General features: G+C 58.8%; 28 protein-coding genes and 1 pseudogene. 6 read left to right on the top strand and 23 right to left on the bottom strand.

The window, feature by feature from the left end; translation table 11 throughout:
• Nucleotides 1-88: 88 nt before the first annotated feature.
• The 10 genes from nagZ to PTZ19_RS17655 form a co-directional block, all read right to left on the bottom strand.
• On the bottom strand, nucleotides 89-1,687 hold the full coding sequence (gene nagZ / locus PTZ19_RS17610) for a beta-N-acetylhexosaminidase (protein ID WP_276356393.1): 1,599 nt from the start codon (nucleotides 1,685-1,687) through the stop codon (nucleotides 89-91).
• 6 nt (nucleotides 1,688-1,693) lie between these two features.
• On the bottom strand, nucleotides 1,694-3,331 hold the full coding sequence (locus PTZ19_RS17615) for a response regulator (RefSeq protein WP_276356394.1): 1,638 nt from the start codon (nucleotides 3,329-3,331) through the stop codon (nucleotides 1,694-1,696).
• The gene (locus tag PTZ19_RS17620) at nucleotides 3,303-5,177 is read right to left on the bottom strand and encodes a cache domain-containing sensor histidine kinase (RefSeq protein ID WP_276356395.1); all 1,875 of its coding nucleotides are present in this window, start codon (nucleotides 5,175-5,177) and stop codon (nucleotides 3,303-3,305) included. Before PTZ19_RS17620 ends, PTZ19_RS17615 begins: the two co-directional genes overlap by 29 nt.
• A 158-nt stretch (nucleotides 5,178-5,335) precedes the next feature.
• The gene (mobB, locus tag PTZ19_RS17625) at nucleotides 5,336-5,845 is read right to left on the bottom strand and encodes a molybdopterin-guanine dinucleotide biosynthesis protein B (protein WP_276356396.1); all 510 of its coding nucleotides are present in this window, start codon (nucleotides 5,843-5,845) and stop codon (nucleotides 5,336-5,338) included.
• Nucleotides 5,842-7,125 (bottom strand): molybdopterin molybdotransferase MoeA, encoded by a 1,284-nt coding sequence (locus PTZ19_RS17630; RefSeq protein ID WP_276356397.1) that lies wholly within the window; start codon nucleotides 7,123-7,125, stop codon nucleotides 5,842-5,844. Before PTZ19_RS17630 ends, mobB begins: the two co-directional genes overlap by 4 nt.
• Nucleotides 7,122-7,751 (bottom strand): molybdenum cofactor guanylyltransferase, encoded by a 630-nt coding sequence (mobA, locus tag PTZ19_RS17635; RefSeq protein WP_276356398.1) that lies wholly within the window; start codon nucleotides 7,749-7,751, stop codon nucleotides 7,122-7,124. The genes PTZ19_RS17630 and mobA overlap by 4 nt, the downstream gene beginning before the upstream one ends.
• 16 nt (nucleotides 7,752-7,767) lie before the next feature.
• A complete protein-coding gene (gene hemG, locus PTZ19_RS17640) occupies nucleotides 7,768-9,246 on the bottom strand; it encodes a protoporphyrinogen oxidase (protein WP_276356399.1) in 1,479 nt (492 codons plus the stop codon).
• Nucleotides 9,243-10,187, bottom strand: coding sequence for a ferrochelatase (gene hemH, locus PTZ19_RS17645; protein ID WP_276356400.1), 945 nt, complete (start codon nucleotides 10,185-10,187; stop codon nucleotides 9,243-9,245). Before hemH ends, hemG begins: the two co-directional genes overlap by 4 nt.
• Nucleotides 10,184-11,239: a uroporphyrinogen decarboxylase gene (gene hemE, locus PTZ19_RS17650; protein WP_276356401.1), complete on the bottom strand. Its 1,056-nt coding sequence runs from the start codon at nucleotides 11,237-11,239 to the stop codon at nucleotides 10,184-10,186. Before hemE ends, hemH begins: the two co-directional genes overlap by 4 nt.
• A 132-nt stretch (nucleotides 11,240-11,371) precedes the next feature.
• Nucleotides 11,372-12,001, bottom strand: a complete 630-nt coding sequence (locus PTZ19_RS17655; RefSeq protein ID WP_276356402.1) for an O-methyltransferase — start codon at nucleotides 11,999-12,001, stop codon at nucleotides 11,372-11,374.
• A 185-nt stretch (nucleotides 12,002-12,186) separates the two neighbouring features.
• Here PTZ19_RS17655 and PTZ19_RS17660 point away from each other — a divergent pair, with 185 nt between their 5' ends.
• A complete protein-coding gene (locus PTZ19_RS17660; protein WP_276356403.1) occupies nucleotides 12,187-14,151 on the top strand; it encodes an LTA synthase family protein in 1,965 nt (654 codons plus the stop codon).
• Nucleotides 14,152-14,217: 66 nt separating this feature from the next.
• On the opposite strand, the gene PTZ19_RS17665 is transcribed toward PTZ19_RS17660, so the two are convergent.
• The 7 genes from PTZ19_RS17665 to PTZ19_RS17695 form a co-directional block, all read right to left on the bottom strand.
• On the bottom strand, nucleotides 14,218-14,445 hold the full coding sequence (locus PTZ19_RS17665) for a YuzB family protein (protein ID WP_276356404.1): 228 nt from the start codon (nucleotides 14,443-14,445) through the stop codon (nucleotides 14,218-14,220).
• On the bottom strand, nucleotides 14,432-14,734 hold the full coding sequence (locus tag PTZ19_RS17670) for an iron-sulfur cluster assembly accessory protein (protein ID WP_276356405.1): 303 nt from the start codon (nucleotides 14,732-14,734) through the stop codon (nucleotides 14,432-14,434). The genes PTZ19_RS17665 and PTZ19_RS17670 overlap by 14 nt, the downstream gene beginning before the upstream one ends.
• 16 nt (nucleotides 14,735-14,750) lie before the next feature.
• Entirely contained in the window at nucleotides 14,751-15,017 is a 267-nt protein-coding gene (locus tag PTZ19_RS17675; RefSeq protein WP_276356406.1) for a hypothetical protein, read from the bottom strand.
• Nucleotides 15,018-15,093: 76 nt separating this feature from the next.
• Nucleotides 15,094-15,984 carry a M14 family metallopeptidase gene (locus PTZ19_RS17680; RefSeq protein ID WP_276356407.1) on the bottom strand — a complete coding sequence of 297 codons (891 nt, stop codon included), beginning with the start codon at nucleotides 15,982-15,984 and terminating at the stop codon, nucleotides 15,094-15,096.
• A gap of 72 nt (nucleotides 15,985-16,056) precedes the next feature.
• Complete coding sequence (gene racE / locus PTZ19_RS17685) at nucleotides 16,057-16,869, bottom strand: glutamate racemase (RefSeq protein ID WP_276356408.1); 813 nt, start codon at nucleotides 16,867-16,869, stop codon at nucleotides 16,057-16,059.
• A 167-nt stretch (nucleotides 16,870-17,036) separates the two neighbouring features.
• Complete coding sequence (locus PTZ19_RS17690; protein WP_276356409.1) at nucleotides 17,037-17,396, bottom strand: YtxH domain-containing protein; 360 nt, start codon at nucleotides 17,394-17,396, stop codon at nucleotides 17,037-17,039.
• Nucleotide 17,397: 1 nt separating this feature from the next.
• Complete coding sequence (locus tag PTZ19_RS17695; protein ID WP_276356410.1) at nucleotides 17,398-17,766, bottom strand: hypothetical protein; 369 nt, start codon at nucleotides 17,764-17,766, stop codon at nucleotides 17,398-17,400.
• 521 nt (nucleotides 17,767-18,287) lie between these two features.
• Here PTZ19_RS17695 and PTZ19_RS25450 point away from each other — a divergent pair.
• Both PTZ19_RS25450 and PTZ19_RS17700 read left to right on the top strand, forming a co-directional pair.
• Nucleotides 18,288-18,401, top strand: a pseudogene (locus tag PTZ19_RS25450) (transposase); the annotation flags it as partial.
• Nucleotides 18,402-18,452: 51 nt separating this feature from the next.
• Entirely contained in the window at nucleotides 18,453-19,187 is a 735-nt protein-coding gene (locus PTZ19_RS17700; protein ID WP_276356411.1) for a hypothetical protein, read from the top strand.
• A gap of 288 nt (nucleotides 19,188-19,475) precedes the next feature.
• Here PTZ19_RS17700 and PTZ19_RS17705 read toward each other — a convergent pair whose 3' ends face one another.
• The 4 genes from PTZ19_RS17705 to PTZ19_RS17720 form a co-directional block, all read right to left on the bottom strand.
• Complete coding sequence (locus tag PTZ19_RS17705) at nucleotides 19,476-20,150, bottom strand: helix-turn-helix transcriptional regulator (RefSeq protein WP_276356412.1); 675 nt, start codon at nucleotides 20,148-20,150, stop codon at nucleotides 19,476-19,478.
• Between the two features lie 114 nt (nucleotides 20,151-20,264).
• A complete protein-coding gene (locus PTZ19_RS17710; RefSeq protein ID WP_276356413.1) occupies nucleotides 20,265-20,690 on the bottom strand; it encodes a DUF86 domain-containing protein in 426 nt (141 codons plus the stop codon).
• A gap of 14 nt (nucleotides 20,691-20,704) precedes the next feature.
• Nucleotides 20,705-20,851, bottom strand: a complete 147-nt coding sequence (locus PTZ19_RS17715) for a hypothetical protein (protein ID WP_276356414.1) — start codon at nucleotides 20,849-20,851, stop codon at nucleotides 20,705-20,707.
• Nucleotides 20,851-21,138: a Dabb family protein gene (locus PTZ19_RS17720; RefSeq protein WP_276356415.1), complete on the bottom strand. Its 288-nt coding sequence runs from the start codon at nucleotides 21,136-21,138 to the stop codon at nucleotides 20,851-20,853. The genes PTZ19_RS17715 and PTZ19_RS17720 overlap by 1 nt, the downstream gene beginning before the upstream one ends.
• A gap of 84 nt (nucleotides 21,139-21,222) precedes the next feature.
• Between PTZ19_RS17720 and PTZ19_RS17725 the strand changes: the two genes are divergently transcribed.
• Entirely contained in the window at nucleotides 21,223-21,474 is a 252-nt protein-coding gene (locus tag PTZ19_RS17725) for a hypothetical protein (RefSeq protein WP_276356416.1), read from the top strand.
• 55 nt (nucleotides 21,475-21,529) lie between these two features.
• Here PTZ19_RS17725 and PTZ19_RS17730 read toward each other — a convergent pair whose 3' ends face one another.
• Both PTZ19_RS17730 and cdaS read right to left on the bottom strand, forming a co-directional pair.
• Nucleotides 21,530-21,904 carry a cupredoxin domain-containing protein gene (locus tag PTZ19_RS17730; RefSeq protein WP_276356417.1) on the bottom strand — a complete coding sequence of 125 codons (375 nt, stop codon included), beginning with the start codon at nucleotides 21,902-21,904 and terminating at the stop codon, nucleotides 21,530-21,532.
• A gap of 126 nt (nucleotides 21,905-22,030) precedes the next feature.
• Nucleotides 22,031-22,639 carry a sporulation-specific diadenylate cyclase CdaS gene (cdaS, locus tag PTZ19_RS17735; protein ID WP_276356418.1) on the bottom strand — a complete coding sequence of 203 codons (609 nt, stop codon included), beginning with the start codon at nucleotides 22,637-22,639 and terminating at the stop codon, nucleotides 22,031-22,033.
• Between the two features lie 236 nt (nucleotides 22,640-22,875).
• Here cdaS and PTZ19_RS17740 point away from each other — a divergent pair, with 236 nt between their 5' ends.
• Both PTZ19_RS17740 and PTZ19_RS17745 read left to right on the top strand, forming a co-directional pair.
• On the top strand, nucleotides 22,876-23,244 hold the full coding sequence (locus PTZ19_RS17740; protein WP_276356419.1) for a 4-fold beta flower protein: 369 nt from the start codon (nucleotides 22,876-22,878) through the stop codon (nucleotides 23,242-23,244).
• A gap of 193 nt (nucleotides 23,245-23,437) precedes the next feature.
• Nucleotides 23,438-23,662 (top strand): hypothetical protein, encoded by a 225-nt coding sequence (locus PTZ19_RS17745; RefSeq protein ID WP_276356420.1) that lies wholly within the window; start codon nucleotides 23,438-23,440, stop codon nucleotides 23,660-23,662.
• Nucleotides 23,663-23,767: the final 105 nt, after the last annotated feature.

The raw sequence follows: 23,767 nt of genomic DNA on the forward strand, positions 1-23,767 counted from the left end.
ACGGTTTCCGGCTGCCGGATTCGTGCCGCCCCCTCCTGAGCGAAGGGGATAGTGTCTATAAGGCGGCGAAACCCTAGATGCCGCCCGCTCAGCCAAGCGAGCTCCGGCTGCCCCGTGCGTACTCCCCGATGGTGATCGGAAGGCAGGCCTCGGCGCGGAGGCGGCCCGACAAGACGCCGGCCAAGGCGTCCATCATCGCGGGTTTGTTTTCGTACGTGCAAATCCATACATCCGCATCGGGAGCTTCGAGCAAATCGTACGGCGTCCTGCCCGCGATCAGCACGAAGCGGCCCTCCGGGCGGGCGGCGAGCTGCCGGATCAGGCCGGACTGCCGGGCCGAAAATCCCGCGTCGTAGGAAACGAACAGAATCGTACTGCTTCCTTCCGCGGCCTTGTTGGCCTTGTCCGCCTCCTCTTCCGTCGGATCGAGGCCGATCCGCACCTCCCGTACCCGGTAACCCTCCGCTTTCAAAGCTTCCCCGAGCGTCCAATGCTGCGGGACGGCTTCGATCACTTCGGTGCCCACGCGGGGTTCCGTCCATATGACCGTCACGGGCCGGTCCGCGGCCAGCGGCAGCTCCGCGGCGCCTTTCACGACCGTTACGGCCTTCTCGCTTAATCGGCGAGAGATTTCCACCGCCGATTTCCGGTCGGCTTCCGGGACGGCCCGATCGAAAAGGCCTCCCGCCGCTTTAAGGTTCCAAAGCCGTTCCACCGATTCGTCGATGCGGGATTCCGGGATCTCGCCGGCCAGCACGGCCTCGTAAACGGCTTCCAAGGCGGCCGTCTGGCGATCGATCCGGTGGCTGACGAGCACCAGGTCGGCCCCGGCTTTGATCGCTTGCACGGCCCCCCGGGCGACGCCGATCGTCTCGGAAATGGCCTTCATTTCGAGGCAGTCGGTCACGATGACCCCTTCGAACCCGAGCCGCTCGCGGAGCAAGCCCGTCAAGATCCGGCCGGACAGCGTCGCAGGCACCCCTTCGGGTTCGAAAGCGGGAAAGACGACATGCGCGGTCATGATCGCTCCGGCTCCCTGCCGGATCGCCTGGCGGAACGGCACCAGTTCGACTTGCTCCAAGCGATCGGGGGCGTGGGGAACGACCGGCAATTCGTAATGCGAATCCGCGGCGGTATCCCCGTGTCCCGGGAAGTGTTTCAGGACGGGAAGCACCCCGCCCTCCCGGTATCCTTCCATCGCGGCCGTGCCCAAGCGGCCCACCAGATGAGGATCTTCGCCGTAGGAACGTACGCCGATGACCGGATTCCGCGGATTGTTGTTGACGTCCAGGCAGGGCGCGAAGTTCATGTTGATCCCGGCTTGCCGCAGCTCCCCGGCCGCCAGTCTCGCCGCTTCGCGGGTGAGCGTCTCGTCGCCGGCCGCTCCCTGCGCCATGGCGCCCGGCATGACGGTTACGCCTTCCTCCAGGCGGACCACCATGCCTCCTTCCTGGTCGATCGAAATGAACAGAGGCACGCGTGCCTCCTTCTGCAGCCTTGCGGACAATGCGGCCACCTGCTCCGCGTTCCGCAGGTTTCGGCGGAAATAAATGACGCCGCCCAGCCCGTAATCGCGGATCAGCCGCAAAATGCCTTCGTCCGCTTCCGTGCCTTCAAAACCGCACATGAACAATTGCCCGATTTTTTCCTTGAGCCCGAACGACCGCCAATCCAACCCGGCTAACACGATTTACTATTCTCCTCCCGCGGACCAAGACGGAATTTCCGCCAAGCCCTTTCGATTCTGATGACGTTCCCGGAATTCGGAGGGCAGCATGCCGGTGTATTTGCTGAACACCCGCGTAAAATACCGCCGCTCGGAATACCCGACCATGCCGCCGACCTGCGTCACGCTTTTATCGCTGAGGGCCAGCAGCGACTTGGCCATCTCCATCCGCTGTTTCGTGACGTATTCCACGAACGTTTCGCCGAAATGCTGTTTGAACAACAGGCTGAAGTAGCTCCCGCTGATGCCTAGGTATTCGGCCAGGGCGTCGATGCTGAGATCCGAGGGCAGATTGCGCTCGATGTAATCCCTCGCGGACAGCATCAACACTTCGCTGGTCTTCTTCTTCATGACGCTGTCCAGCGACCGGTCCACCAGCTTGTTGATGACGGCCAGCGTATCCCGGACGCCCGGATTCCGGTCGAGGCGCTGCCAGATGTCCGCTTCTTCCTCGCGGGTCATCACGTCCATCGTCCGCATTTCCCTCAGCAAATGGAGGCAGAGGTAATGCAGAATCGGCTCCGCCCGGTCCGACGAGGCCTCCGGGAGCCTGCGGAAGCTGTCGTTCAGTTCGCGCAGCGCCGTCTCCGTCCGCCTTCTGTCGCAGCGCTTGAGTCCGGTCACCATTTCCTCGATCCAATCCCACAGCTTGTGGGTGGAGACCTCCTGGCCGCCGCGGTCCTTCTCCGGGACGATGATCCCTTCCGCGGTGGACGGAGACAGGTTGAGAATCCGTTGGAGGCCTTTATAAGCTTTGGACAACCGTTCGATCGGCACGGGAAACGGATGGACGGCGGCACGGATGCCGAGCTTCAAATAGCTCTCCACGGAGAAGCGCAGCTTTTCCGCCCACTCGAGCACCAAGCGCCGGTCGAACGTTTCCGGCGGCACCCTCTCGATCAGGACGCACCATTCCCCGCTGCGGATTTGCAGCACCGAATGCGGCACGCCGAGCTGGGCCAAGCTTTCCTGCAAAATGTTTTGCACGGCGAAGTTCCAAAGTTTCCGCTCTTTCTCCTCCCATAGATGCTCCTTCTTGGTGTAATCCGCCACGTCGATCAGCATCATGGCGAAGGCGAGCCCTTCGGTTTCCCGCTCATGCTCCCTCAGAAACGAGCGGGACGCCCCGCCTCCCAAATCGACCAGCAGGTCGTAAAGTACCTTCTCATACGCCAAATGGAATACGCGACGCCACTCCTGCTGCACCTGTTGCTGCTCCTCGCTTCGGCTGCGGATGCCGCGGGCCAGACGCTCCACGGTTTGGGCGAGCTCTTCGTAATCGATCGGCTTCAGGATGTAATCCTTCACTTCGTAGCGGATGACGGACCGCACGTAGCTGAAATCCTGATAACCCGTCATCATGATCACTTCGGCTTCCGAACCGAGTTCCCTCAAACCCTCCAGGAAGCGGATCCCGTCCATGACCGGCATGCGGATGTCGCAGAGGACGAGGTGAGGCGAATCCCGCCGGACGATCTCAAGCGCCTGTTCCCCGTTGCGGGCCGTGCCGACGACTTCGATGTCCATGGACTCCCACGGGATAACCGACTGCAAATTTTTGATGATATTGACCTCGTCATCCACCAGCAGAGCTTTGATGCGCATGCGCGATACCTCCCGCCGTTTTCGGAATGAGGCATTTGATCGCCGTGCCGTGTCCGGGAGAACTGCAAATCATGAGACCGTAAGGAACCCCGTAGTGGATGCGGATGCGGTCGGCTACGTTGCCGACGCCGAGCCCGCGCCTTTCGCCGGTCTCGGGGGATTCCTCGTACATCTCCTCCAGCGAGGTGACTCCTTGGTCGGCGAACTTGGCGAGGCGCTCCGCCGAGATCCCGATTCCGTTGTCTTCGATATAGAAGGCGATGCCGCCGCCTTCCTCTTTCGCGGTGACGCGGATTCTTCCCATGTAGCCGATCCCTTCGAAACCGTGTTGGATGCTGTTCTCCACGAGCGGCTGGAGGGTCAGCTTCAGGATGGGGTTCGGCAGCAAATGGCGAGGCACGTCGATTTCGTAATCGAACAAATCTTCAAAGCGGTATTTCTGGATTTCCAAGTAGCTTTGGAGATGTTCCAACTCCTGCTCGATCCGGATTTCTTCCTTCTGCTGAATGCTGATGCGCAAAATTTTCGCGAGCAGCTGCACCATTTTGCTGACTTTGCGGCCGTCGTTCTGCACCGCCAAGATATTGATCGATTCGAGCGCGTTGAACAGGAAATGGGGCTTGATCTGGGCCTGGAGCAGCATCATTTCGGCTTTGCGCTTGCGGCTCTGCTCCCGTTTCACGTCCTCGAGCAGATCGGACACCCGGTAGACGAGGCTGTTGAAGCCCTTGGACAGGGCGGTCGTCTCGTCGTTGCCGACCACGGGAACCTGCGTCGTCAGGTCCCCCCGCTCTACCCGCCTCATCGCTTTGACGACGCGTTCGATGAACGCGACCGTCCGGCGGACGAAAAGCAGGTTGAACGCGATGGCGCAGGCGAGCGACGCCAGGATGATCAGCACCGTCCAGCGCAGGACGACCGCCATGTCCTCGGAAATATAATTCCAAGGGGTGACCGACAGCAGCTTCCATTCTCCGACGCCGAGCCGCCGCAGCTCCGGTAAGTCCGACACGGAGACCAGGCTTTTGCGGCCTTGGAATTTCATCGTTTTGCTCTGATAGCTTTCGCTCGTCAAATCGATGCCGCTTCGGACATCCGCGTAATCGGCCACGTTTTTCCCGTTTAAAGCTTCCTGGCTGTCGTAGACGATCGTGCCTGCTTTGTTGACCAGCAAATAGCGCCGGTCGAGCTTGCCCTCGCTGCTGAAAAAGTTGAAAATGCGGCTGAGCTCGTTCATTTCGAACCGAATGACGAGGATCCCTTTGCTCTTGAGCGTGTCGATGTCCAGGAGCACGCGGATTTGCGTGAACAATCGGGCATTGCCGGTCAGCGACGGGTTTTCGTTGGGGCCGATCCAGACCGGAACGCCGTTCTTGCGGATCACTTCGGCATACACCGGGTCGGCTTTCAACCGTTCGATCGGAATCGGCTTGACGTTGTTGAAGCTGACGTCGATCGTCTGGCCGTCGTTCCGATACAGCGTGACGGACCGGATGGCCGGATACGTCAGCAGCGTTTTGCGCTGCAGCTGTTCTTTTTCGAGCAGCCTGTCGTATTCCGGATTGCCGGTCAATCCCGCGCCGGCGGCCGGGGCGTTCGGGTTGAGGGACTCCTCCACGCTCTCCACGCTGTCCTTGGTCGTGACCCAGAAGTCGGAGAAGTAGTTCGCCTCTTTGATCATGTTGTTGATGTTCCGGCCTACCGCCTTCAGCGTCAACTCCGTCTGCTCGGCGTACTTTTCCTGGTTGATATGCTGGAACGTCAGGTAGGAAACGCTGCCCAGCACGAACATCGGCACGATGATAAAGGCGATAAAAGCGGCGAAAATGCGTTTGGACAAGCTCATGGGGCTCGGTTCCGTCCTCTCCCGTAGGATCGTTTCCAGGTCCATTATAGCAAGGACAAGGGACGAGGCGTGGAAAAACGCGGCTTCTCGAGATCCATTATAAGGAGAGGAGGAGTTCGGCAGTAGTGAGGAATCCGGCCAAAGAGGGATAAAATCGTCTAATCGAGGAGTTGGCTTCGCACGTATTCGAGCAAGGTGCCGAAGCGGCGGCCGTCCGTGCGGAATACCGGAATGCCGGCGGGTAATGCGGCTTGTTCCGCGGCAGGACACGGTCCGGGAAGGACGATGGCCGCAAGCCCGGACAAGCCGAGGAGCTCCAGATCGGCTTCGTCCCGCAGCAGCGCGAGCTTCGGATGGGGCGCCGACTTGAAGCCTTCGACGATGGCAACGTCAACGGCTTCCTCCTGCATGGCGGCGAGCAGTTCTTCCAGGGAGGCAGGCCGCTCCCGCACCCAGAGCGTACGGGCGTCCGAGGACAGCGCGGAGACGAGCGCGCCGGCTTCCCGGAGAAGGCGGGTATCGGCGCCGTCGGGCTCGGGATCGGCGTCGTGGGCATCGCGTTTGATCGTGCCGACCCGCAAGCCTTCGGCGGTCAGCATGGAGACGATCTCGCGGGCGATCGTCGTTTTTCCGGCGTTTTTGTAGCCGACGATCTGCAGGATTTTCATGGCCATCCCCCTTCCCGAAGCGGCAATACGGTCATCCATTCGCCCGCTTCGATTCCCGTCTTGAGCGGGGGCACCACCATCAGGGAGTCCGCGCCCGCGATCGTGGCCATCAGCCCCGATTGGTCGTTCCCTGTCGGCCGGACCCATATCGTGCCTTCCCGGATCTCGATTCGGCTCCGGACGTACCGCGCGTAGGCATTGATCTTGGGAAACGGCTCTGCCGTCCGGGCTTGGAACGTCTGCGGCACCGGTTGTCCGCACTTCAGCATGGCGCGAATGGCAGGAGCCGCGAAGAGATGGAAGCCGACGAAACAGGCGCCCGGATTGCCCGACAGCGCAAGCAGCAGCTTGCCGTCCCGCACGGCGGCCGTCGTGGGGCTGCCCGGCCGCATGGCGACTTTGTCGAACAATACGTCGCCCTGCCATTCGGACACGATTTCCGTCAAAATGTCGCGGTCGCCCACGGAGACGCCGCCCGTGGTGATGAGCAGATCGCATTCGGCCAGTCCCTTCAGAATGGAAGCGTAAGCCTCACGGGGCTCGTCGGGCACCCGGCCGTACAAGATCGGCTCGCCTCCCGCGTCGCTTACCGATCCCGCGAGCATCCAGGCGTTCGTGTTGCGGATTTTCCCGGGCGCCAGCGGCTCGTGCACCTCCAGCAGCTCGCTTCCGGTGGAGAGGATGCCGACGCGGGGACGCCGGACGACGCGAACGCCAGCCAAACCGAAAGCCGACAACAGCGCGGTTTCGCCGGGGCCGATCCGGCAGCCTTCAGCCGCCAGCAGGTCTCCGGCTTGAAGCTCGCTGCCGGCTTCCGCCACGTTGCGTCCTTTCGGCACCGCCTTGCCGATCCGCACGGTCTCCGCGTCGGGGCGATCCCCCGCGTCCGTCATTTCCAGCATGACGACGGTATCCGCGCCTTCCGGCAGCATGGCGCCGGTCATGACGCGGGACGCTTGGCCCGGACCGACGGGCCGATGAGGCACCATGCCCGCTGGCACCGTTTCCAGCACTTGCAGGACCGCTGGCTCCGCCGAGCCCCCGGTTTCGTCCGGCAAATCCTCGGCCCGCACGGCGTAACCGTCCATGGCGGACCGCCGGAAAGGCGGGTACGGATGGGGAGCCGTCACGGCTTCCGCGAGCCTGCGGTTCCACGCTTCCGGAAGCGGCACCGTCTCCGCATCAAGAGGACGGATGCGTTCCAGGATTCTGCGGACCGCTTCGTCCGGCGTCACCGCGCGGCGGCGGAACCGGTCCGGCCGGCTTACGTCGCCGCTCATGGCAGATCCTCTCCTCTCTTCGCCTTCGTCTCCAGACGGGCGTAATCCTCCGGCGTATCGACGTCGTCCGCGAAAATCGGCTGGATGCCGTTTCGCAGGAACGTTGCCGGTTCGACCGGAATCCACGGCACGCGGGACAGCAAGGAGGATAGCCTGCGCTCCCCTTGTTGCAAAAGCGTATCCGCCAACCGGGCAACATCCTTGCGGTATACGGCATGGAGCGGCTGCGGCCGCCCGGACAGCACGGGCAGCGCCGCCATGGCCTCCGGCTCGCGGCTCAGCCGGTCGAGCAGCAGGGCGGCCGCCTCACGGCTCGCCAACGGCTGGTCGCAGGCGAGCACCCAGGCGATGTCGCCCGACACCGCGGATAGTCCGGCATGAAGGCCGGCCATCGGTCCTTCTCCCGGATACAAATCGGAAACGATCCGAACGTCAGGCAAGGATTCCTTGAGAATTCCCGCGCTCTCATTCGTTGAACCCACGATGACGATATCGTCCGTCCAAGCGCGGCACTCTTGCAGAAGGCGCTCGAGGAATGTCTCCTGTCCCCAAGTCAGAAGCGCTTTGTTGACGCCGCCCATTCGGCGGCCTTGGCCCCCCGCCAAGATGACAGCGGACGTCTTCATGGCCGCCCCTCCCGAATCAGTCTTCGCTCCCTCTCCAAAGCCCTAGCAGCGCATCTGCCGCCCGCCGGCCTTCGGCCGCGCAATCCGGCAGGCCTACGCCGCCGAACGGCTGGCCGGCCGGGCACACCCCGGGCAGCTTCTCGCCCAGCTCGGACAGGAACGCGGATGCCGCCCGCCGGTGGCCGACCGGATACTGCGGCATCGAATGCCGCAGCCGGGTGATCTCCGCGAAAGCCGGCTCTGCGTCAACGCCCATCAGCTCATGCAAATCCCGGCGGACGCCCGCGACGATCTCCGCATCGGACAGCTCCACGTTGCCCTCCTCGCCGGCGCGGCCCACGTAGCAGCGGATGAGCCGCTTGCCTTCCGGCGCCGTGTGCCGCCATTTGGACGAAGTCCAGGTGCTGGCCGTGATCAGGCGCCCTTCTCCGCGGGGAACGAGGAAACCCGATCCGTCCAGGGGATGTCCGATGTCGGCGCGGTCGTACGCGAACACGACGTTCGCCACCGAGACGCTATGGATTCCCCGCATGGAGGCCACGTCCGCATACGGCTCCAGCAAATCGGCGATCGCGGGGGCCGGCAGCGCCAGCACGACCGCGTCCGCTTCGATTTGCCGTCCGTCGGCCGCGTTCAAGCGGTAGCGGAGCCGCTCCGAACGCTGCTCGGGCAATACGGACAGCGAAGCGGCTCGGGTCCCGAGCCGAATCTCGCAGCCATAAGCCTGCAGCCGTTCCTCCAACGCTTCGGTCACCGTGGACAGCCCCCGGCGGAACGTCAGGAAAGCGGAACCGATGGACCTTTCCTTGGCTCCGTCGTCCGGCTGCCGCTCGGACTGGGCGCGGCGGGCTTCAGTCATGCCGCGGATCAAGCTGCCGTACTGCCGTTCCAAATCCCGGAATTGGGGGAACGTTTCTTCTAATCCTAAAGCATACAGGTCCCCGGCGTAAATCCCCGCTAGCAGCGGCTCGAAAATCCGGGTCACCATCTCGGGACCGAAATGCCGTTCGAGGAACGCGCCCACCGTTTCGTCCGGTTGTCCTGCGGGCGCAGACTCCAACCTGGTTTCTTCCAGCGCCCTCCGCTTGCCTTCATCGGACACGAGCCCGGTCAACAAGAAAGCTTCCGGGTCGGTCGGCACGCCCAGGTTCAAGCCCGCCGGCATCGGATGGAGCACCCCGTCCCGGGAAATATACGTTTTTTTGGCCGCCGGGTTCGTTCCCGTCAGCTGCTCCGTCAGTCCCAAGTCTTCGGCCAGCCGGACCATCGGAAGTTTGCGTGCCAGGAACGAATCCGGTCCCCGCTCGATGACGAAGCCGTCCCGGCGAAGCGTATTCACCTTCCCCCCGAGCCGGTCCGACGCCTCCCACACCGTGACGCGAACCGGTACGCCCTTGTCCGCGGCTTCCCGGTACAAATAAAAAGCGGCGGTGAGGCCGGTCAAACCGCCTCCCAACACCGCCACGTCGCGAACGTTTCTTTTTCCGCTTGTCATGGTCGAACCTCCTTGGACGCCTCCCGTACATGATCGGCCAACGCTTTCATATACCGGGGATCGTCGTTCAGCATGTCGATCCGCTCCAGATGCATTCCCAGCCCGGCGGCATGCTTCTTCGCTTCCAAGTCGAGATCGTACAGCACTTCCAGATGATCGGAGACGAATCCGACCGGCGCGACCAGCACGTTCTTCACGTCTTCCGCGGCCAAACGGTCCAGCGTTTCCAGAATATCGGGTCCAAGCCACGGCTGGCCGGTTTGCCCCGCGCTCTGCCACGTGAACTGCCATTCCCGCACGGCCGCGGCTTCCGCTACCGCCTTCGACGTTTCCAGCAGTTGCTCCGGATACGGATCCTTCATCTCGAGAATTTTCTCCGGCAGGCTGTGGGCGCTGAACAGCACCCTCACGCGGTCACGCTCCGCCCCGAACTTGTCCAGTCCCTTAGAGACTCTCTCGGCGAGCGCCTCGATCAGCGAAGGATGGAGATGATACTGCCGGACGAACGCCATCTTTACGCCCCGTTTCTCCGCTTCTTCTTGGGCGCGCTTGATATACCCCCCGACGCTCATGGAAGAATAATGCGGCGCGAGGACGATGCCGACCGCTTCCCGGATGCCGTCCGCGGCCATGGCGGCTACCCCGTCCTCGATATACGGCGATGCGTGCTTCAAGCCTTGATAGCAGGCGTATCGGCCGGCACCCGCCGATTCGTCGAGCGTCCGTTGCAGCGCCTCCACCTGGCGGTTCGTGTTTTCCCGCAGCGGGAACACGCCGCCCACGATCGTTTCGTACCGCCGGGTCAAATCATCCAGCTGCTCCGGCGTCGGAGGATGGCCCCTGCGGATATGGGTATAGTAAGCTTCGATTCTTTCCATCGATTCGGGCGTTCCGTAAGACATGACGAGCACCCCGATCGGGGAAGCCGGCGTTTCCGTCATGGTTTCACCTCCGAAAGCCGTTTGCCGGCGGAATATTCATGAATGAATTCGGTCAAAGCCCGGAGTTTATCCAGCGAAGCTTCCGGGAACAAACCATGGCCGAGATTGAAAATGAAACCGTCTTGCGACATGCCTTCGTCCAGCAAACGCGCCGCCTGGCTGCGGATCACCTCGATCGGAGCCGTAAGCACGTAAGGATCCAGATTGCCCTGGATCGCGAATTTGCCTCCCGTCCGTTTCCTGCCCTCGGCCAGCGGAACGCGCCAATCCAGCCCGATCACATCCGCCTTCAAGCCCGTCAGATCGGGAAGAAGTTCTCCCGAGCTTACGCCGGGGAAATAGATTTTCGGAACCGGCAAATCGGACGTCTGGGCGAAAATGCTTTCGATATGAGGCAGCACGTATTCGCGGAAATCGTATGGCGAGAGCGCGCCGACCCAGCTGTCGAACAGCTGAACCGATTTGGAACCGGCACGAACGTGCGCGCGCAGGTAAGCGGCCGCCATATCGGCCAGCTTGCCCATAAGGCGGTGCCACACGCCGGGATTGCCGTACATGAGTTCTTTCGTCTTCAGGTAAGTCCGCGTCGGCTTGCCTTCGACGATATAGCTGGCCAGCGTAAATGGGGCGCCGGCGAACGTAATGAGCGGCACCTGAAGTTCCCGGTCCAAAATCCGGATCGTCTCCAGCACGTGGGACAAATCGCCTTCCACGTCGATCGGCTTCAATCGGTCCACGTCCGCCGCGGTCGCTACGGGATTATGGATGACCGGCCCGACGTTCTTCTCGATGTCGAAATCGATGCCGATCGAAGCAACGGGGTTCATAATATCCGAATATAAGATTGCCGCGTCCACCCCGAGCTTTCTCACCGGCAGCATCGTCACCTCTGCCGCCAGCTCGGGCTGCCGGCAAATTTCGAGCAGCGTATACTTCTCTTTGATTTTGCGATAATCGGGGTCGTATCTCCCGGCCTGCCTCATGTACCATACGGGCACCCGGTCGACGGGCTCCTTGCGGCAAGCCCGGAGAAAACGGTCGTTATAAGCCATCCGGCATCCTCTTTTGCTGATCTGGAATGGTTTTCTTACTTTTCATTTCATTATGCCCTTTCTGCAAAGCCGCCACAACCGGAATCCGGACGGGGAGTATGACAAATGATTGACAATCCGCCTGGCGCGGCCCTACTTCACCACGGCGAGAGCCAGGCCGTCGTACGCGGGAAGATGGGCGCCGGTCAAGCGCGGATCCCTGGCGATACGGAGATTAAACTCGCGTATCGCTTGAACGGAGGGACCTTGCTTGTCCGGATTGACCGTCCGGCCGCGGAGCAGCGTATTGTCGGCTGCGATCAGCGCGCCCGGCCGCGCCAGCCGGATCGCCTGCTCCAGGTACAGCGGGTAGTTCTCCTTATCCGCGTCGATGAAGAAGAAGTCGAAGCGGCGTCCCTCTTCGGTCATACGCTCCAGGGCACGGGCTGCATCGGACACGACGATCTCCGAACGGTCCCCAAAGCCCGCTTCCCGAATATGTCTTCCGGCCAGATCCGCGTAATCTTCCCGGATTTCCAGTGAAGTCAGCCGGCCATCGGCGGGCATGCCTCGCAGCAGGCAAATGCCGCTATACCCGCCAAGCGCCCCGATTTCCAGCGCTTCTTTCGGCTGTTTCACCGCAGCGAGCAGGGTGAGCAGCCGTCCGTAAGCCGGCGCCACGGAAATTTCCGGCATTCCCCGGCTGCGGATGCCTTTAAGCACCCTCTCCAAATCGGCATCAGGTTCGAACAGCGATTCCAAATAGGTGTCGACCGTTTCCATTTTTCACTTCGCTCCTTTCTTCTTTCCGCGTTTGCGCAACTCGTGCCTCCATTTTATCGTATATGTCTGTGCAACGCCGCTTCTTCCTCCGTCAATCGCCATCATTTGCGGTTTGTCAATGCCCGGACGTTCGGGCTATACTGGATTTTGTTTGTCAAAACATAATCATAAGGAGTTACGGCATAATGAATACGCAAATGGAGACCACGTTCCGCAGAGGCACGCGGCTTACGCTGAACGCCCTGCGGTTCTTTCCTTATTGGGCGGCCCTCTTGTTGATTGCCGGCATGCTGTTCAAGCTCTATTACTTGGACCGCCACCTGAACGTCGGGGGCATGAACCATTGGAAATGGGAAGTCAACCTGGGTGCCATGCTGCTGGCCACCTGCTGGACTGCGTTTCTGGGTCCGCGAGCCCGGATCACGGCGCTGGTCGTCGTGGATCTGATTCTTTCCATCGTCATTTTCTCGGATTTGGTTTACTTCCGGTATTTCAAGGACTTCATTTCCGTGCCGGTTCTGCTTCAGGCAGGCCAAGTCAGCTCGCTCGAGGACAGCATTTCGAGTTTGATCATTTACAAGGACGCGATCTACTTCGCCGATTTGCCTTTCGCGATTCTGATCGCCATATGGGTTTACCGCCGAAACAGCCCCAGGCGGAACCCCAAGCCGCCCGGTACCCGGCGCGTCCGCCTTTCGATCCGCTTGGCGACGGGGATTTTGGCTTTCATCATCGGCTACCAGTTGATCGCCATTCCGGTTGCCGAGCAGAAGAGAGGCTGGGCCGCAGGCTTGTTCGAAGGCAATTGGTGGAATATCCCGATTTACAATGTAACGGGGTTGTTCGGATTCCACGGGTACGACGCGTACCGTTACGCCAAGGAAAACTGGCTGGGCGGCGGTTTGAACGACAAGCAGGTGCAAGAGGCGGCCGACTGGATGGATCAACGCCGCAGCCTGCAGCAGCAAGCGGAGACGGATCCTTTGTTCGGCGCTTATAAAGGCAAGAACGTACTTGTCATTCAAGCCGAAGCGTTCCAAACGTTCCTGATCGACCGGAAGGTCGGCGGCGAAGAAATCACCCCGAACCTGAATAAGCTGATCGGACAAAGCGCCTATTTCCCGAACTTCTATCACCAAACCGCCAACGGACGCACGTCGGACGCCGACTTTTCGACGAGCTGCTCCCTGCATCCGGTCGCCTCGGGCTCCGTGTTCATCCGGTTCGCTTCCCACGAGTTCGAGTGCCTGCCGCAGGTCCTGAAGTCCGCGGGCTACGACGCAACCGTGCATCACGCCTACGACGGCAGCTTCTGGAACCGCAATAATATGTACCATAACATGCAGTACGACCAGTTTTACAATATCAAAGACTTCAAAATCGACGAGCCACTCGGCTGGTCACTAGGCGACAAATCGTTCCTGCGGCAGACCGTCCAGCAAATCGCGGAACGAGGAAAATCGCCGTTCTACGCGATGGCGATCACGTTGTCCAGCCACCATCCGTATGCCATCGGCCAGCATGAGCTCAACGTCGGTTCCTTGGACGGAACTCTCCTCGGCGATTACGTGCAGGCCGCGCATTACGTAGACGAAGCGGTCGGCGTGCTGATCGACGAGCTGAAACAAGCGAACCTTTGGAACGACACGATTTTGGTCTTCTACGGCGACCATGACAACTCCATCAACACTTGGGACGATTACGCCAAGTTGTTCGGCCGTCCGGTCACCGAGCTGGAGAAAAGCACGATTTTGAAAAAGGTACCGTACATCGTCCATTTGCCTGGGGACGAGCATGCGGGCGTGTACGAGAAAGCCGTCGGCCAAATGGATACGGAACCGACGATCCTCCATTTGCTCGGCATTTCGACGCAACCCTACGACTTGATGGGCGTCAGCGCCTTCTCGTCGGCCGCGAAGCCGGTCGTGTTCCGCAACGGCGGCTTCACGGACGGCAACGTCTGGTTCGTGCCGAATAACGACGGGATTCTCGGCCATGGCACCTGCTATTCGATGAAAGACGGATCGGTCACGGACTTGGCGGCATGCCAGCCCGGCGCCAAAGAAGCCCGGACCGAGCTCCAGATGTCCGACCGGATCGTAGAACACGATCTGGTGCCTGTATTGAAGGATCGGGCATCTAAACCGTAACAAAAAAGAGACCGTTCTGGTCATCCCGCGATCGCGGTTTGGCAGAGCGGTCTTTTTCCGTCCGGCTTACTTGATGAACCTGCGGGCTTTCTCTACCGCTTCGTCCTCCGTGGGCGCCGTCACGTACCGGCCGTTCACGAACACGAAGGCGTAGAGCGAGCAGGGCCCGCAATAGGACTTGCAGCCGACCTTCACTTCGGATCCGGGAGCGATTTTCTGCAGCTTGGACACCATCGTTTTGACCCGAACATGGCGGCATTTATCGCATATGCGGATGTCGTTAGTGGTCTCCATGGTTGCCCTTGCCCGGATTGGTGATTACGAAGCCTTCCTGGGGGAAGTACAGGTAATCGATCTTCACGCCGTCCAGCCACTCGTCGCCTTTGGCCAGAATGACGTCAATACCTTTATCGGTGGATACGATCTCGTCTCCGTCCGTCGGCTCGTCCAAATCCAGCCCATAGTGTACGTGATCGCCGTGCCGGTGCGTAATCACGACGCGCAGCTTCTTTCCTTCGTTCTCCGGCTTGTCCAATTCGCGTTGCAGCACCTTGGCGGCATTGCGCGTAATTTTGCAGTTCATTTCGGTTCCACTCCCGTCATGGTCTCGTTTTATTGTAATGGTTTCCCGAACCGTTTTCCAGACCGTATTTGCGCTCCATCCTGCCGGCGTACCACATCGCCGCCAAAACCGTAACGGCCGCGTCGTCGATCGGCACGAAAGGCATGACGTCCGGAAGCACCCAATACAAACCTACCGGGATGACGAACAGCAGCTTGTCCCGCAAGGATACCTGGGGCGAACGGATGATGTTCCAGACGCGGGAGGGCAGACGGCTCCATAAGCGGCGAATGGACTTGGGCATCGGGGGCACTCTCCTTTTTCCATATGGGATGTATACCGAATGCCCCCAGTTTGCCCTGCTGCCGCCGAATCGAAACTTAAGGAGAAAGATACAGCGCCTGGGCCAGCAACCGGTTTAAGCGTTCGGAAATGGCTTCGAAGTCCGCCAGTGGCAATGGATTTCGTCCAAGCCCCGCTTCCACGGTAAACCCGGGCCGGCCGAAAGCTTGGAGAAACCAATCCTTATACCCGGCATCGCTGCCTTCCAGATAGACGGCCCGGTACCCGGCCGCTTCCGCCATCCGGCCCGCCCACTCCTCCGCGTACGGCGGCTCGTGACCCCGGTAATTCCAGTAAATCTCCTCGCCTTGCGTATGAAGGGAAAGCACGGCATCGAAATCCATGCAGCGCGTCCAGTTCGCCAGCGCCCAAGCTTCCGGCTCGGAGAGCGGCGCATAGCCGCCGAAATCCCGCGGGGCGGGTCCGGACACTTGCCGCCGGCTGCGCTCTTCCTCCCAATGGGCGGGAAACTGGTCGTTCAGATCCACGCCCCGGGCGTTTGCCTTCCAATCGGCGAAATCGCCGGAACCGCCGTTCCATTCGCGCAACTCACGGCAAAGGGGGTGAGTCGGCGCAAGTCCCTTTTGCGCCAACTCCGCGCCATCCGGGTTCAACATGGGCACGACCCACAGCGAGGCTTTGCGATAAAGGGAAACAGCGGATTTCGCGCCGACCGATCCTCCAGCCAAGAGTGCCTGTGCATACTCGTCCACGAAACGAACGACGAGCGGAGCCGTGATCCATTCGTTGGCATGGCAGCATGCGTTGTAATGCCAACGATAGGCGCCTTCCCCGATCCGGAGCCAATAAATCGGCGCCCCAAGCCAGCTTGCGCCGATCGTGCCGGCGGAAATAAACGGATAGCGTTCCGCCAACCGGCGGATGTCTTCCGTCAACTCCGCGTTCGTATAGCAGCCGTTCGCCTTCATCCCTCTCCCCCGTTTCCATGCCGGATGATATTGAGAGGGTATGTCGGCGAACGGCCGTCTATGTTTCCGCGGTCAAACTCCGATATGCGGAACCCGCCAGACGACCGGCGTCAGGCGGATCTGTTCGCCCAGCCAAGCTTGGGCGATTTTTTGAAACATGTGGGGATCCCCGCTGCAAAAAAACTGGTGCACGGGCTGTTCGTCGCTTCTCGCCAGCTGGTTGCTTTCCTGCAGCACCGTGCTGATCTCGCGAGCGGTCTCGTCCGCCGAACTGATCAAGGCGACGTCGGGCCCCATGACTTCGGCGATCGTCTCGGCCAAGAAAGGGTAATGCGTGCACCCGAGAATCAGGCAATCCAACGTCTCCAGACGAATGGGCTCAAGGGAACTGGACACGACCCTGTGCGTCTCTTCCGAACGGAATTTGCCGTTTTCGACAAGCGTCACGAATTCCGGACAAGCTCGGCTGATCACCTGGAGGCGGGGGGAAAGCCTCTTCAGCGCCGTCTCATAGGCTTTGCTCTTGATGGTGCCTTCCGTCCCGATCACGCCGATCACGCCGGTTTTGGATCGCCCGATGGCCGCCCTGGCGCCGGGATTGATGACGCCGATCACAGGAACGGCGACTCGGCTGCGGATGTCCTCCAAGGCAGCCGCCGTTGCGGTATTGCATGCAATCACGATCATTTTGGGATGATACTGCAATAAATAATCCACGATTTCACGGGTAAAACGAACGACTTCCTCCGCAGGCCTGGGACCATAGGGGGTACGCGCGGTGTCGCCGAAATACAAAATGTTTTCACGGGGCAATTGCCGCATGACTTCTCTGACGACGGTCAGACCGCCCACACCGGAGTCCAGGATCGCTATCGCCTGCTGCACGGGAACACCGCTTTCTTTTCATGTTGATGGGTCGATTCCTGTTACATTATGAAGCTATTTCGAAAAAGGTAACTCCATATTAGCCGATATCCCCAGCCGCTTCAAGGCGACGCGAAAGCGCGCAGCTTCGCGGGAGAAGGCTGCGCGCTTTCGCGTTGAACGGGCCCTTATTTTGCGACGTAGGTTTCTTCTTCCTCGGTTGATTGGATCGCCGAGGATTCGGCGGCTTTTTCCTTCGATTCCGATTCGGCTCCCTTGTACGAGCGGATGTCTGTAACGAAGCGGCCGGCTGCCTGCTTCGCTTCCGACGCGACTTCCGAAGTCCGCTTCGCGAACGACTGAACGGCCGCGCCTGCCTGCCGGCCCGCATCGGCCGTTTTGTCCCCGATCTTCTGCGCGGTTACGGCGATGTCCTTGCGGAGCTCTTTGCCGGACTTGGGAGCCAGCAGCAGCGCGGAAACCGCGCCCGTGACCGCGCCGGTCAAAGCTCCCCACATAAAGGATTTCACTACTTTCTTGTCAGCCATGCTATTCACTCTCCTGTGTTGGATCCGCACTCGTTCCCGGGGCCCAGGAGGAAATCCGATCCCGCCAGCGGCTTACGGTGCTTGCGGCGGCCAATGCCGCGGACTCCGCGGCCTGCCCTACGGCCCGTGCCCCCTCCGCGAACCGCGCGAAACCTTCCAACGACCTGCGTGCCTCCACGGCCGCTTCGCAAGCCTCCTGCGCCAATTTTGCATGCTGATCAAGCGCGTTGTCGGCTTTGCCGGCAAGCCGATCGATGTGACGCTCCACCCGGCTCAGCGTCCGAATCGCCTTGAGCGCCAAAGCCGTCATGCAAAACGCCGTGACGACGAACGCCATCGCAGCCGCGTATCCCGCCGCTTCCCACGCCATCGGATTTCCTCCCTTCTTTTTCGGTCACCCGGGCGAATGCCCATGCGGTTAATGACAATATAAGCAGCGGGCGCCCATTTTGACACTGCGGATTTTCGCGTTCCGGACCGAAGCATGGCCGTTTCGTTCCTTCGAACTTCCTTGTAGGCGTTATCCCCTTCGGTCAGGTTGGGGGCAGCCGCAACACCACTCATGCTCTCCACTACCTCGTCGTTCAGGAATCGTCGTGTCGCGTAATCCTTAACTCTATCCGCTATCCCCGTCACTCAGAAAGAGGCCTGCCGAAAGCTCGCCCTATCGCCGCTATCCCCGTCGCTCAGGAGTGCTTGGGCCAATTCCCCGCCTTTTGCGCTCCCCTTTCCATTCCCGCCAAAAAAATGGTAAATATATGTTGATATGCGAACGTTTGTTTGGTAAAATAAAGCGTAGGCAAACATATGTTCCGTTTTCTGAGGTGAATTCTTATGAAATCCGAGACGTTCGAGGGTTTCTGCCGAAGATTTGAGCACGAAGAAGTTTGCATGGAAGCATTCGCGAAAGCAAGGTGGCCGAACGGCTTTCGATGTCCCCGTTGCGGGCACGGTCATGCCTACCCGATCCAAACCCGTCGATTGCCGTTATACGAGTGCCGCAACTGCAGCCATCAGACGTCTTTGGTCGCCGGAACCGTTCTGGAGGGAAGCAGAGTGCCTCTGCGAAAATGGTTTCGGGCGATTTTTCTGTATTTCCAACCTGGCGGGATCAGTACCGTTCGACTGTCTCGGATGCTCGGGATCACCTACAAAACCGCATGGCTCATGGGCCATAAAATCCGTCACGCCATGAGCACTAAGGACAGTCTTCGGAAATTGACCGGTTTAATCCGAATTACTCCCGGGAGATACGGGCGTGTTTACAATCCCACTGCTTTTCGCCACCCGCAGGAGCATCCCGTATTAATCGGCGCTTCATTAACCGCGAACGGACAAGCTAAATACGTGAAAATCAAACAAGTCATGAGTGAAGATATTCTCATTCGGTCTGCGGGATACGGCGGGCTGATGAAATTCATCAAAACCCACGCGAAAAACGAGGCTGGAGAAATCATCTCGGATTTAAATCGTCCGTTGGGCGAGCGTTCGAAATTGTTGTCCCATTTGGGCAAAGCAGCTTTCAACTGGTTGAACGGCACATTCCGAGGAATCGGGCCCAAGCATCTTCAACTTTATTTGGATCAGTTTTGCTGTTATGAGAATTCCCGAACCCGAAGGCAAGAAATTTCTAATCAGGGACTTGCTTATTGCTCGGAAATGAAAAGGATCACCCTGCGCCAGCTCGTGGCACGCCCGGCACTCATCCCCGTGACTGCGGAGTACGATCGTGTGATGAGATTGGAACGGTCGAATGGGAGATCGGGTTCACGGGGAAGATCGGCTTCATAACAGCGGGATGGGCTTTGGGGCTTTGGGGCTTTGCGGCCTATTCCTGAGCGAGGGGGATAATGGCTACAAGTCGGAATGTGTAGGATGCATCGAGCAAAAATACTGTGAACGGTTCTTATGTGAATCCAATGAACGTTTTTATGTGAATCCCGTGAACGGTTCTTATGCGAATCCGGAAACTGCGATGCTGTGCCGCTCCGATCACCTTTCGACGGCCGTTCCATCGCTATTCTTATCCATGAGGAACAGAAAAATCCGGCCTCGAAAGGGCCGGATCAGAATGACCACTTATTGGCTTGCAGAAATGCGTAAAGACTCTCCATCCTTCTTTTGACGGATCTGATAGGTGCAGCGAGGTCCCCCGTCCGCCAAACACTCCGTACGCTCCACGTCGGCCTCCAGCAGTTGTTCGAAAAGCTGGCGTTCGCACTGGCAAGCCTGACGGTAACGGTTGGCGACTTGGGCGACCGGGCAGTTGTACTCGTACAGCCGGTACGTGCCCGGATCTTTCGGGTCTTGCAGCCATTCCGTCATATATCCGCCGACGTTCTGGATTTCCGCAAGCTCCGCCACCCGTTCCTGAAGGCTAAGATTGTGCATGCGCTCTCGATATTTCGTGCCCAGTTTGTCGCGGCGGCCTTCGAACATCCGTCCGATCAATTCCTTGCCGCCCGGCTGTTCTTCCAGCTCACTCAGCAAGTCCAACGTCAACTGCGGATAATTTTTCGGAAACAGATCGTCCGCTTGTTCCGTCAACGAATACCGGTACGAAGGCCGGCCCATGGATTGCCTGACGAGCGTCGATCGGATCAACCCATCCTTCTCCATCGTTTGGATGTGCCGGCGTACCGCCATTTCGGTGATGCCCATGGCTTTGGCCATGTCGCTGGTGCTGCAGCTTCCTTGGGTCTTCAGCATTTGAAGCAATTGGCTGCGCGTCGAGCGTTCCTCCTGCGGCTGCATGAGCATCCCTCCTGTTGATCCGTGATCCCCTTGACGCCGTGCGGCACGACCCTTAAGGATACTCCCATTTTACCGGATCCCAAGCCCCGCGTAAATCGCCGCGCCGACTTTCCTTCAATCGCCCAGCTCTTGCCGCAAATAATCCCGAATCCGTTCGGAGAACCGCGTCAGCAACTCCGGCAGTTTCGGCGTTAAAGGATGGAGCTGCCGCCGAGGCCACTCGAAATAGTCTTGAACAAGGGGCTTCCGCAGCTTAACGAGCTCACGGAGCGGTTCCGCGAGATCGGCGGAAAGCACCCCTTCTCCGGCGATAATGTCCACGATATCTTCGTAGCTGCTGGCATCCCGCATTAAAAATCCGTCGATCAAGGAACTGCCGATATCGGTCACGATTTCGACGGCAAGGTGCAAAGCCCGTTCTTGGGCCAGTCCATGAATGATCGTGCCTTTCCAATCGGAGGCGATATCCGCGAGCGCTTGTGCGATTTCGGGGATACAGGCCAAGCGGGTATCGATGCTTTCCCGGTTGACATAGTACACGATTACACGCCTCCTTATTTGCGACTGCGCTTCCCCCTGCGCTTCAACCATACGATCATGATGACGGCGCTGAAAATCACGACCAGCAAATACGTCATCATTTCGTACAGATCGCCTTCGCCCATATCCGTTTTTTCAGCGAGCAGCGCGACGTAAGACATCAGCTTTCGTAGTCGACGCTGGCCTGGGAATCCCGGACAGACGCGATGTGTTCGATGACTTTTTGATGAACCGGATGAACCTGATAGGCTTTGAGCGCGTCCAGATTCGCGAACTTCGTCGTCAGCGCGATATCGTAAGAACGCTCGGAATGAACGACATCCGTACCGACTTCGATGGACAGCAGTTCCTCGATTTTCCCTTCCATGTCACGCAACACTTGTGCGGTATTTTCGATATTTTCCGGAGAACGGTCTTTTAATTTAAACAACACGATATGGGTGAGCATCTAGGGATCCCCTTTCAGAAATGGTATTTCGGGCATCTCAATCGCGCATACTACGAGCAACTCTTGGCTGAAGGGAGCTCCGCCATGCGTTATCCCGCCACACTGGCCTTTGCGCTATTCGGTATCGCGCTCTGTTTGTTTAATTCCACCGGTTACGATCCCCACAACGTTTTCCTTTTCATGTTCAGCGTTCCGATTTGGTTCGTTGAGCTGTTCACGGATATCCATCGGGTAAACGTATGGTCGATGTATGCGCTGACGGTGGCCAGTTACGTCTTGATCGGGTACTTGGTCGATTTGGGCATCCATCGCGTTCGCACGAAGAAGCAAGCCTAAGCGAAGCGGCATCACCCGATTCTGGAAAAAAGGAGCCTTGCGGCTCCTTTTGGCATTATGAAACGATAACCACCGATTTCATATCAGCATGGCCTTGACCGCACATGATGGAGCAGTGCAATTCATAGGTGCCGGGTTTATCGAAAGTGACGACTTGGGACGGGTTGGATTCGGTCAAGTTGATGCCGAGATCTTTGATCTCCGCTCCATGTTTCCCCAATTTGTTGGAGAACTTGACCAGGTATGTGGTACCGGCCTTCACGTGGTACTCTTGTTGATCGAAGTTGAAATTGGTGGCCGTAATCTTGAGCATCTCCTGGCCAGGAGGCAAAGCTTCTTCATGAGGTTTCTGCGGAAGACCTTGCGCCAGCAAGTAAACGCCGAAGAGGCAGGCGATCGTCAAGACCGCAGACATGATCCATTTGTACATCGTCGATTGCTCCCCCTGCTCATAAAAATGTCTAATTCTTATATTACCTAAAAGGAGCAATTGAACTCAACACGAAACCGGCAAGCACGGCCAACTTTTTTTCACATTTGACAAATTAATGAACGATCACACCGGGGAATTGAAGGGATAGAGCTTGCCGCCCATGGCGAATGAGGATTTACCCGACTCTTCGGACACCACGATGACGAGCGCGTCGCACTTTTCGGACAATCCCCTTGCCGCTCGATGGCGCGTGCCTTCCTTGCCGGTTCCCGATCCGTGCGAAGACAAAGGCAGGACGCTGGAGGCCGAAGAAATCCGATCTCCTCGAATGACGGCGGCTCCATCATGGAGAGGGCTTCCCGGAAAGAAGATCGATTCCAGCAAGGAATGCGTGAGCTCGGCCTCGATCGGAATGCCGGGAGTGATCCACTCGTCCACGGGGTCTCCCCTCTGTATGACAGCCAAGGCACCGTGCCTGCGCGCAGATAAGTGCCGCACCGCCAGCGCGAGTTCATGATAGCGATTCGTGAATGAAGCCAAATAACATCGCAAATAAAAACTGGAGGCGAGCGCCTCGATTTCGCTGAATCGGCTTCCAAAACTTTCGAAATCCGTGAGCAGGCAATGGTTCTCGCTGTCCAACCCGTCCAGCAGCCTTCTTAACTCGATCTGCATGGACCCCAGACGTTTGCGGATGTCCGCTTTTAATCCCGTATAGTCGCAGTCATTCATTGAATCCGGGACCACCTTTTATCCGGTTATGGCCTTATTGTTGCCGAAATCCGAGCGGGTAACCAATCGCATGGGCGAACATCCTCCAGTAGAATAGGACAATTTTACCAAATTGGAGTCCGTGGTACTAAAAACGTGTCGAAAATGCACGAAAAAATTGATTGAAACGGTTGATGTTCGTTTCTTCTCGGGTTATGCTAGATTCATTCCACAACATGCGGAGGCCTTATTTTTTAATGCTTCAACCTCTTTTCGACCGTTACTGCAATCTCGTCGCCTATCTCGGAAGCAACCGATATTTGTTCAATACGGATTTGGAATGGATCGCCTTCGTGGACAACCGTCAAGCTTGGACCCTGGATCTGAAATGGATCGGGCCCGTCAACGGAGTCATCTGCATGGATAAGGACGGACGGGTCGTAGCTTGGGGATTGGGCCAGAAGGTTATAGGGGATCCCTCCCTGCACCGAAAACCCAAGTTCCCGCCGCGCTTGCCCGAAGCCCCTACTTCAAGCTTGCGCCCGATGCCGCAAAACCCGCCGCTTCCCGGTACTCCGCTCGTCGGCTGGTCGCCGCTCAGCTTCGCGGATTGGATCAAGGGATAAGGAATAGCGTAACTATCGAAACAGCCCCTGCCGCTCATTTTCGAGTCGGACAGGGGCTATTATATTTTTATCACGGGTGCCCCGGACGACAGATACCAGCCCATCTTGCCGCCCATCTTCCGTTGGGCAAGCAACCCGGTGGGCGAAAACCGAATACGATGCATCATCATCAACCAAAGGAGAGGATCCGAAGTTGGCACTGACTCCTTATCCTGGACCTTATCAACCGGGGGCGTATCCGCCGCACTATTATCATCCCTACGCCCACTACCATCCTTACTTTCTTCATCCGCACCACCCCTATTTCCATCCGTACGGATTCGGGTACGGTCATGCCATTCCGTACGGCCCCGGCGTCGTCCCGCCGCGCGAAGATGAATTCGAATTCCGCGGCAAAAAGAAAAAGGCAGCACGTTAAGGCATGAAAAAAGCACCTTCCGTTGGATGTGGAAGGTGCTTTCGTACGTAATGGGTTTGTACCCTGAAAACCGGATAGCGAAACGTTCAACATCTGATCTGTGCG

Origin of the sequence: Cohnella caldifontis, from assembly GCF_029360585.1 — a bacterium.
Lineage (GTDB): Bacteria > Bacillota > Bacilli > Paenibacillales > Paenibacillaceae > Cohnella > Cohnella caldifontis.

Bases quoted from the DNA above. Each gene is read 5' to 3' on its own strand.
- PTZ19_RS17655 (WP_276356402.1), bottom strand. From the start codon at position 12,001: ATGGAAACGGTCGACACCTATTTGGAATCGCTGTTCGAACCTGATGCC.
- PTZ19_RS17720 (WP_276356415.1), bottom strand. From the start codon at position 21,138: ATGCTCACCCATATCGTGTTGTTTAAATTAAAAGACCGTTCTCCGGAA.
- PTZ19_RS17695 (WP_276356410.1), bottom strand. From the start codon at position 17,766: ATGGCGTGGGAAGCGGCGGGATACGCGGCTGCGATGGCGTTCGTCGTC.
- PTZ19_RS17630 (WP_276356397.1), bottom strand. From the start codon at position 7,125: ATGAGCGGCGACGTAAGCCGGCCGGACCGGTTCCGCCGCCGCGCGGTG.
- mobA (WP_276356398.1), bottom strand. From the start codon at position 7,751: ATGAAGACGTCCGCTGTCATCTTGGCGGGGGGCCAAGGCCGCCGAATG.
- hemG (WP_276356399.1), bottom strand. From the start codon at position 9,246: ATGACAAGCGGAAAAAGAAACGTTCGCGACGTGGCGGTGTTGGGAGGC.
- PTZ19_RS17665 (WP_276356404.1), bottom strand. From the start codon at position 14,445: ATGGAGACCACTAACGACATCCGCATATGCGATAAATGCCGCCATGTT.
- PTZ19_RS17730 (WP_276356417.1), bottom strand. From the start codon at position 21,904: ATGTACAAATGGATCATGTCTGCGGTCTTGACGATCGCCTGCCTCTTC.
- PTZ19_RS17740 (WP_276356419.1), top strand. From the start codon at position 22,876: ATGCTTCAACCTCTTTTCGACCGTTACTGCAATCTCGTCGCCTATCTC.
- PTZ19_RS17690 (WP_276356409.1), bottom strand. From the start codon at position 17,396: ATGGCTGACAAGAAAGTAGTGAAATCCTTTATGTGGGGAGCTTTGACC.
- PTZ19_RS17660 (WP_276356403.1), top strand. From the start codon at position 12,187: ATGAATACGCAAATGGAGACCACGTTCCGCAGAGGCACGCGGCTTACG.
- PTZ19_RS17705 (WP_276356412.1), bottom strand. From the start codon at position 20,150: ATGCAGCCGCAGGAGGAACGCTCGACGCGCAGCCAATTGCTTCAAATG.
- PTZ19_RS17670 (WP_276356405.1), bottom strand. From the start codon at position 14,734: ATGAACTGCAAAATTACGCGCAATGCCGCCAAGGTGCTGCAACGCGAA.
- hemH (WP_276356400.1), bottom strand. From the start codon at position 10,187: ATGACGGAAACGCCGGCTTCCCCGATCGGGGTGCTCGTCATGTCTTAC.
- PTZ19_RS17715 (WP_276356414.1), bottom strand. From the start codon at position 20,851: ATGTCTTACGTCGCGCTGCTCGCTGAAAAAACGGATATGGGCGAAGGC.
- PTZ19_RS17615 (WP_276356394.1), bottom strand. From the start codon at position 3,331: ATGCGCATCAAAGCTCTGCTGGTGGATGACGAGGTCAATATCATCAAA.
- PTZ19_RS17675 (WP_276356406.1), bottom strand. From the start codon at position 15,017: ATGCCCAAGTCCATTCGCCGCTTATGGAGCCGTCTGCCCTCCCGCGTC.
- cdaS (WP_276356418.1), bottom strand. From the start codon at position 22,639: ATGAATGACTGCGACTATACGGGATTAAAAGCGGACATCCGCAAACGT.
- PTZ19_RS17680 (WP_276356407.1), bottom strand. From the start codon at position 15,984: ATGAAGGCGAACGGCTGCTATACGAACGCGGAGTTGACGGAAGACATC.
- PTZ19_RS17725 (WP_276356416.1), top strand. From the start codon at position 21,223: ATGCGTTATCCCGCCACACTGGCCTTTGCGCTATTCGGTATCGCGCTC.
- mobB (WP_276356396.1), bottom strand. From the start codon at position 5,845: ATGAAAATCCTGCAGATCGTCGGCTACAAAAACGCCGGAAAAACGACG.
- PTZ19_RS17620 (WP_276356395.1), bottom strand. From the start codon at position 5,177: ATGAGCTTGTCCAAACGCATTTTCGCCGCTTTTATCGCCTTTATCATC.
- hemE (WP_276356401.1), bottom strand. From the start codon at position 11,239: ATGGCTTATAACGACCGTTTTCTCCGGGCTTGCCGCAAGGAGCCCGTC.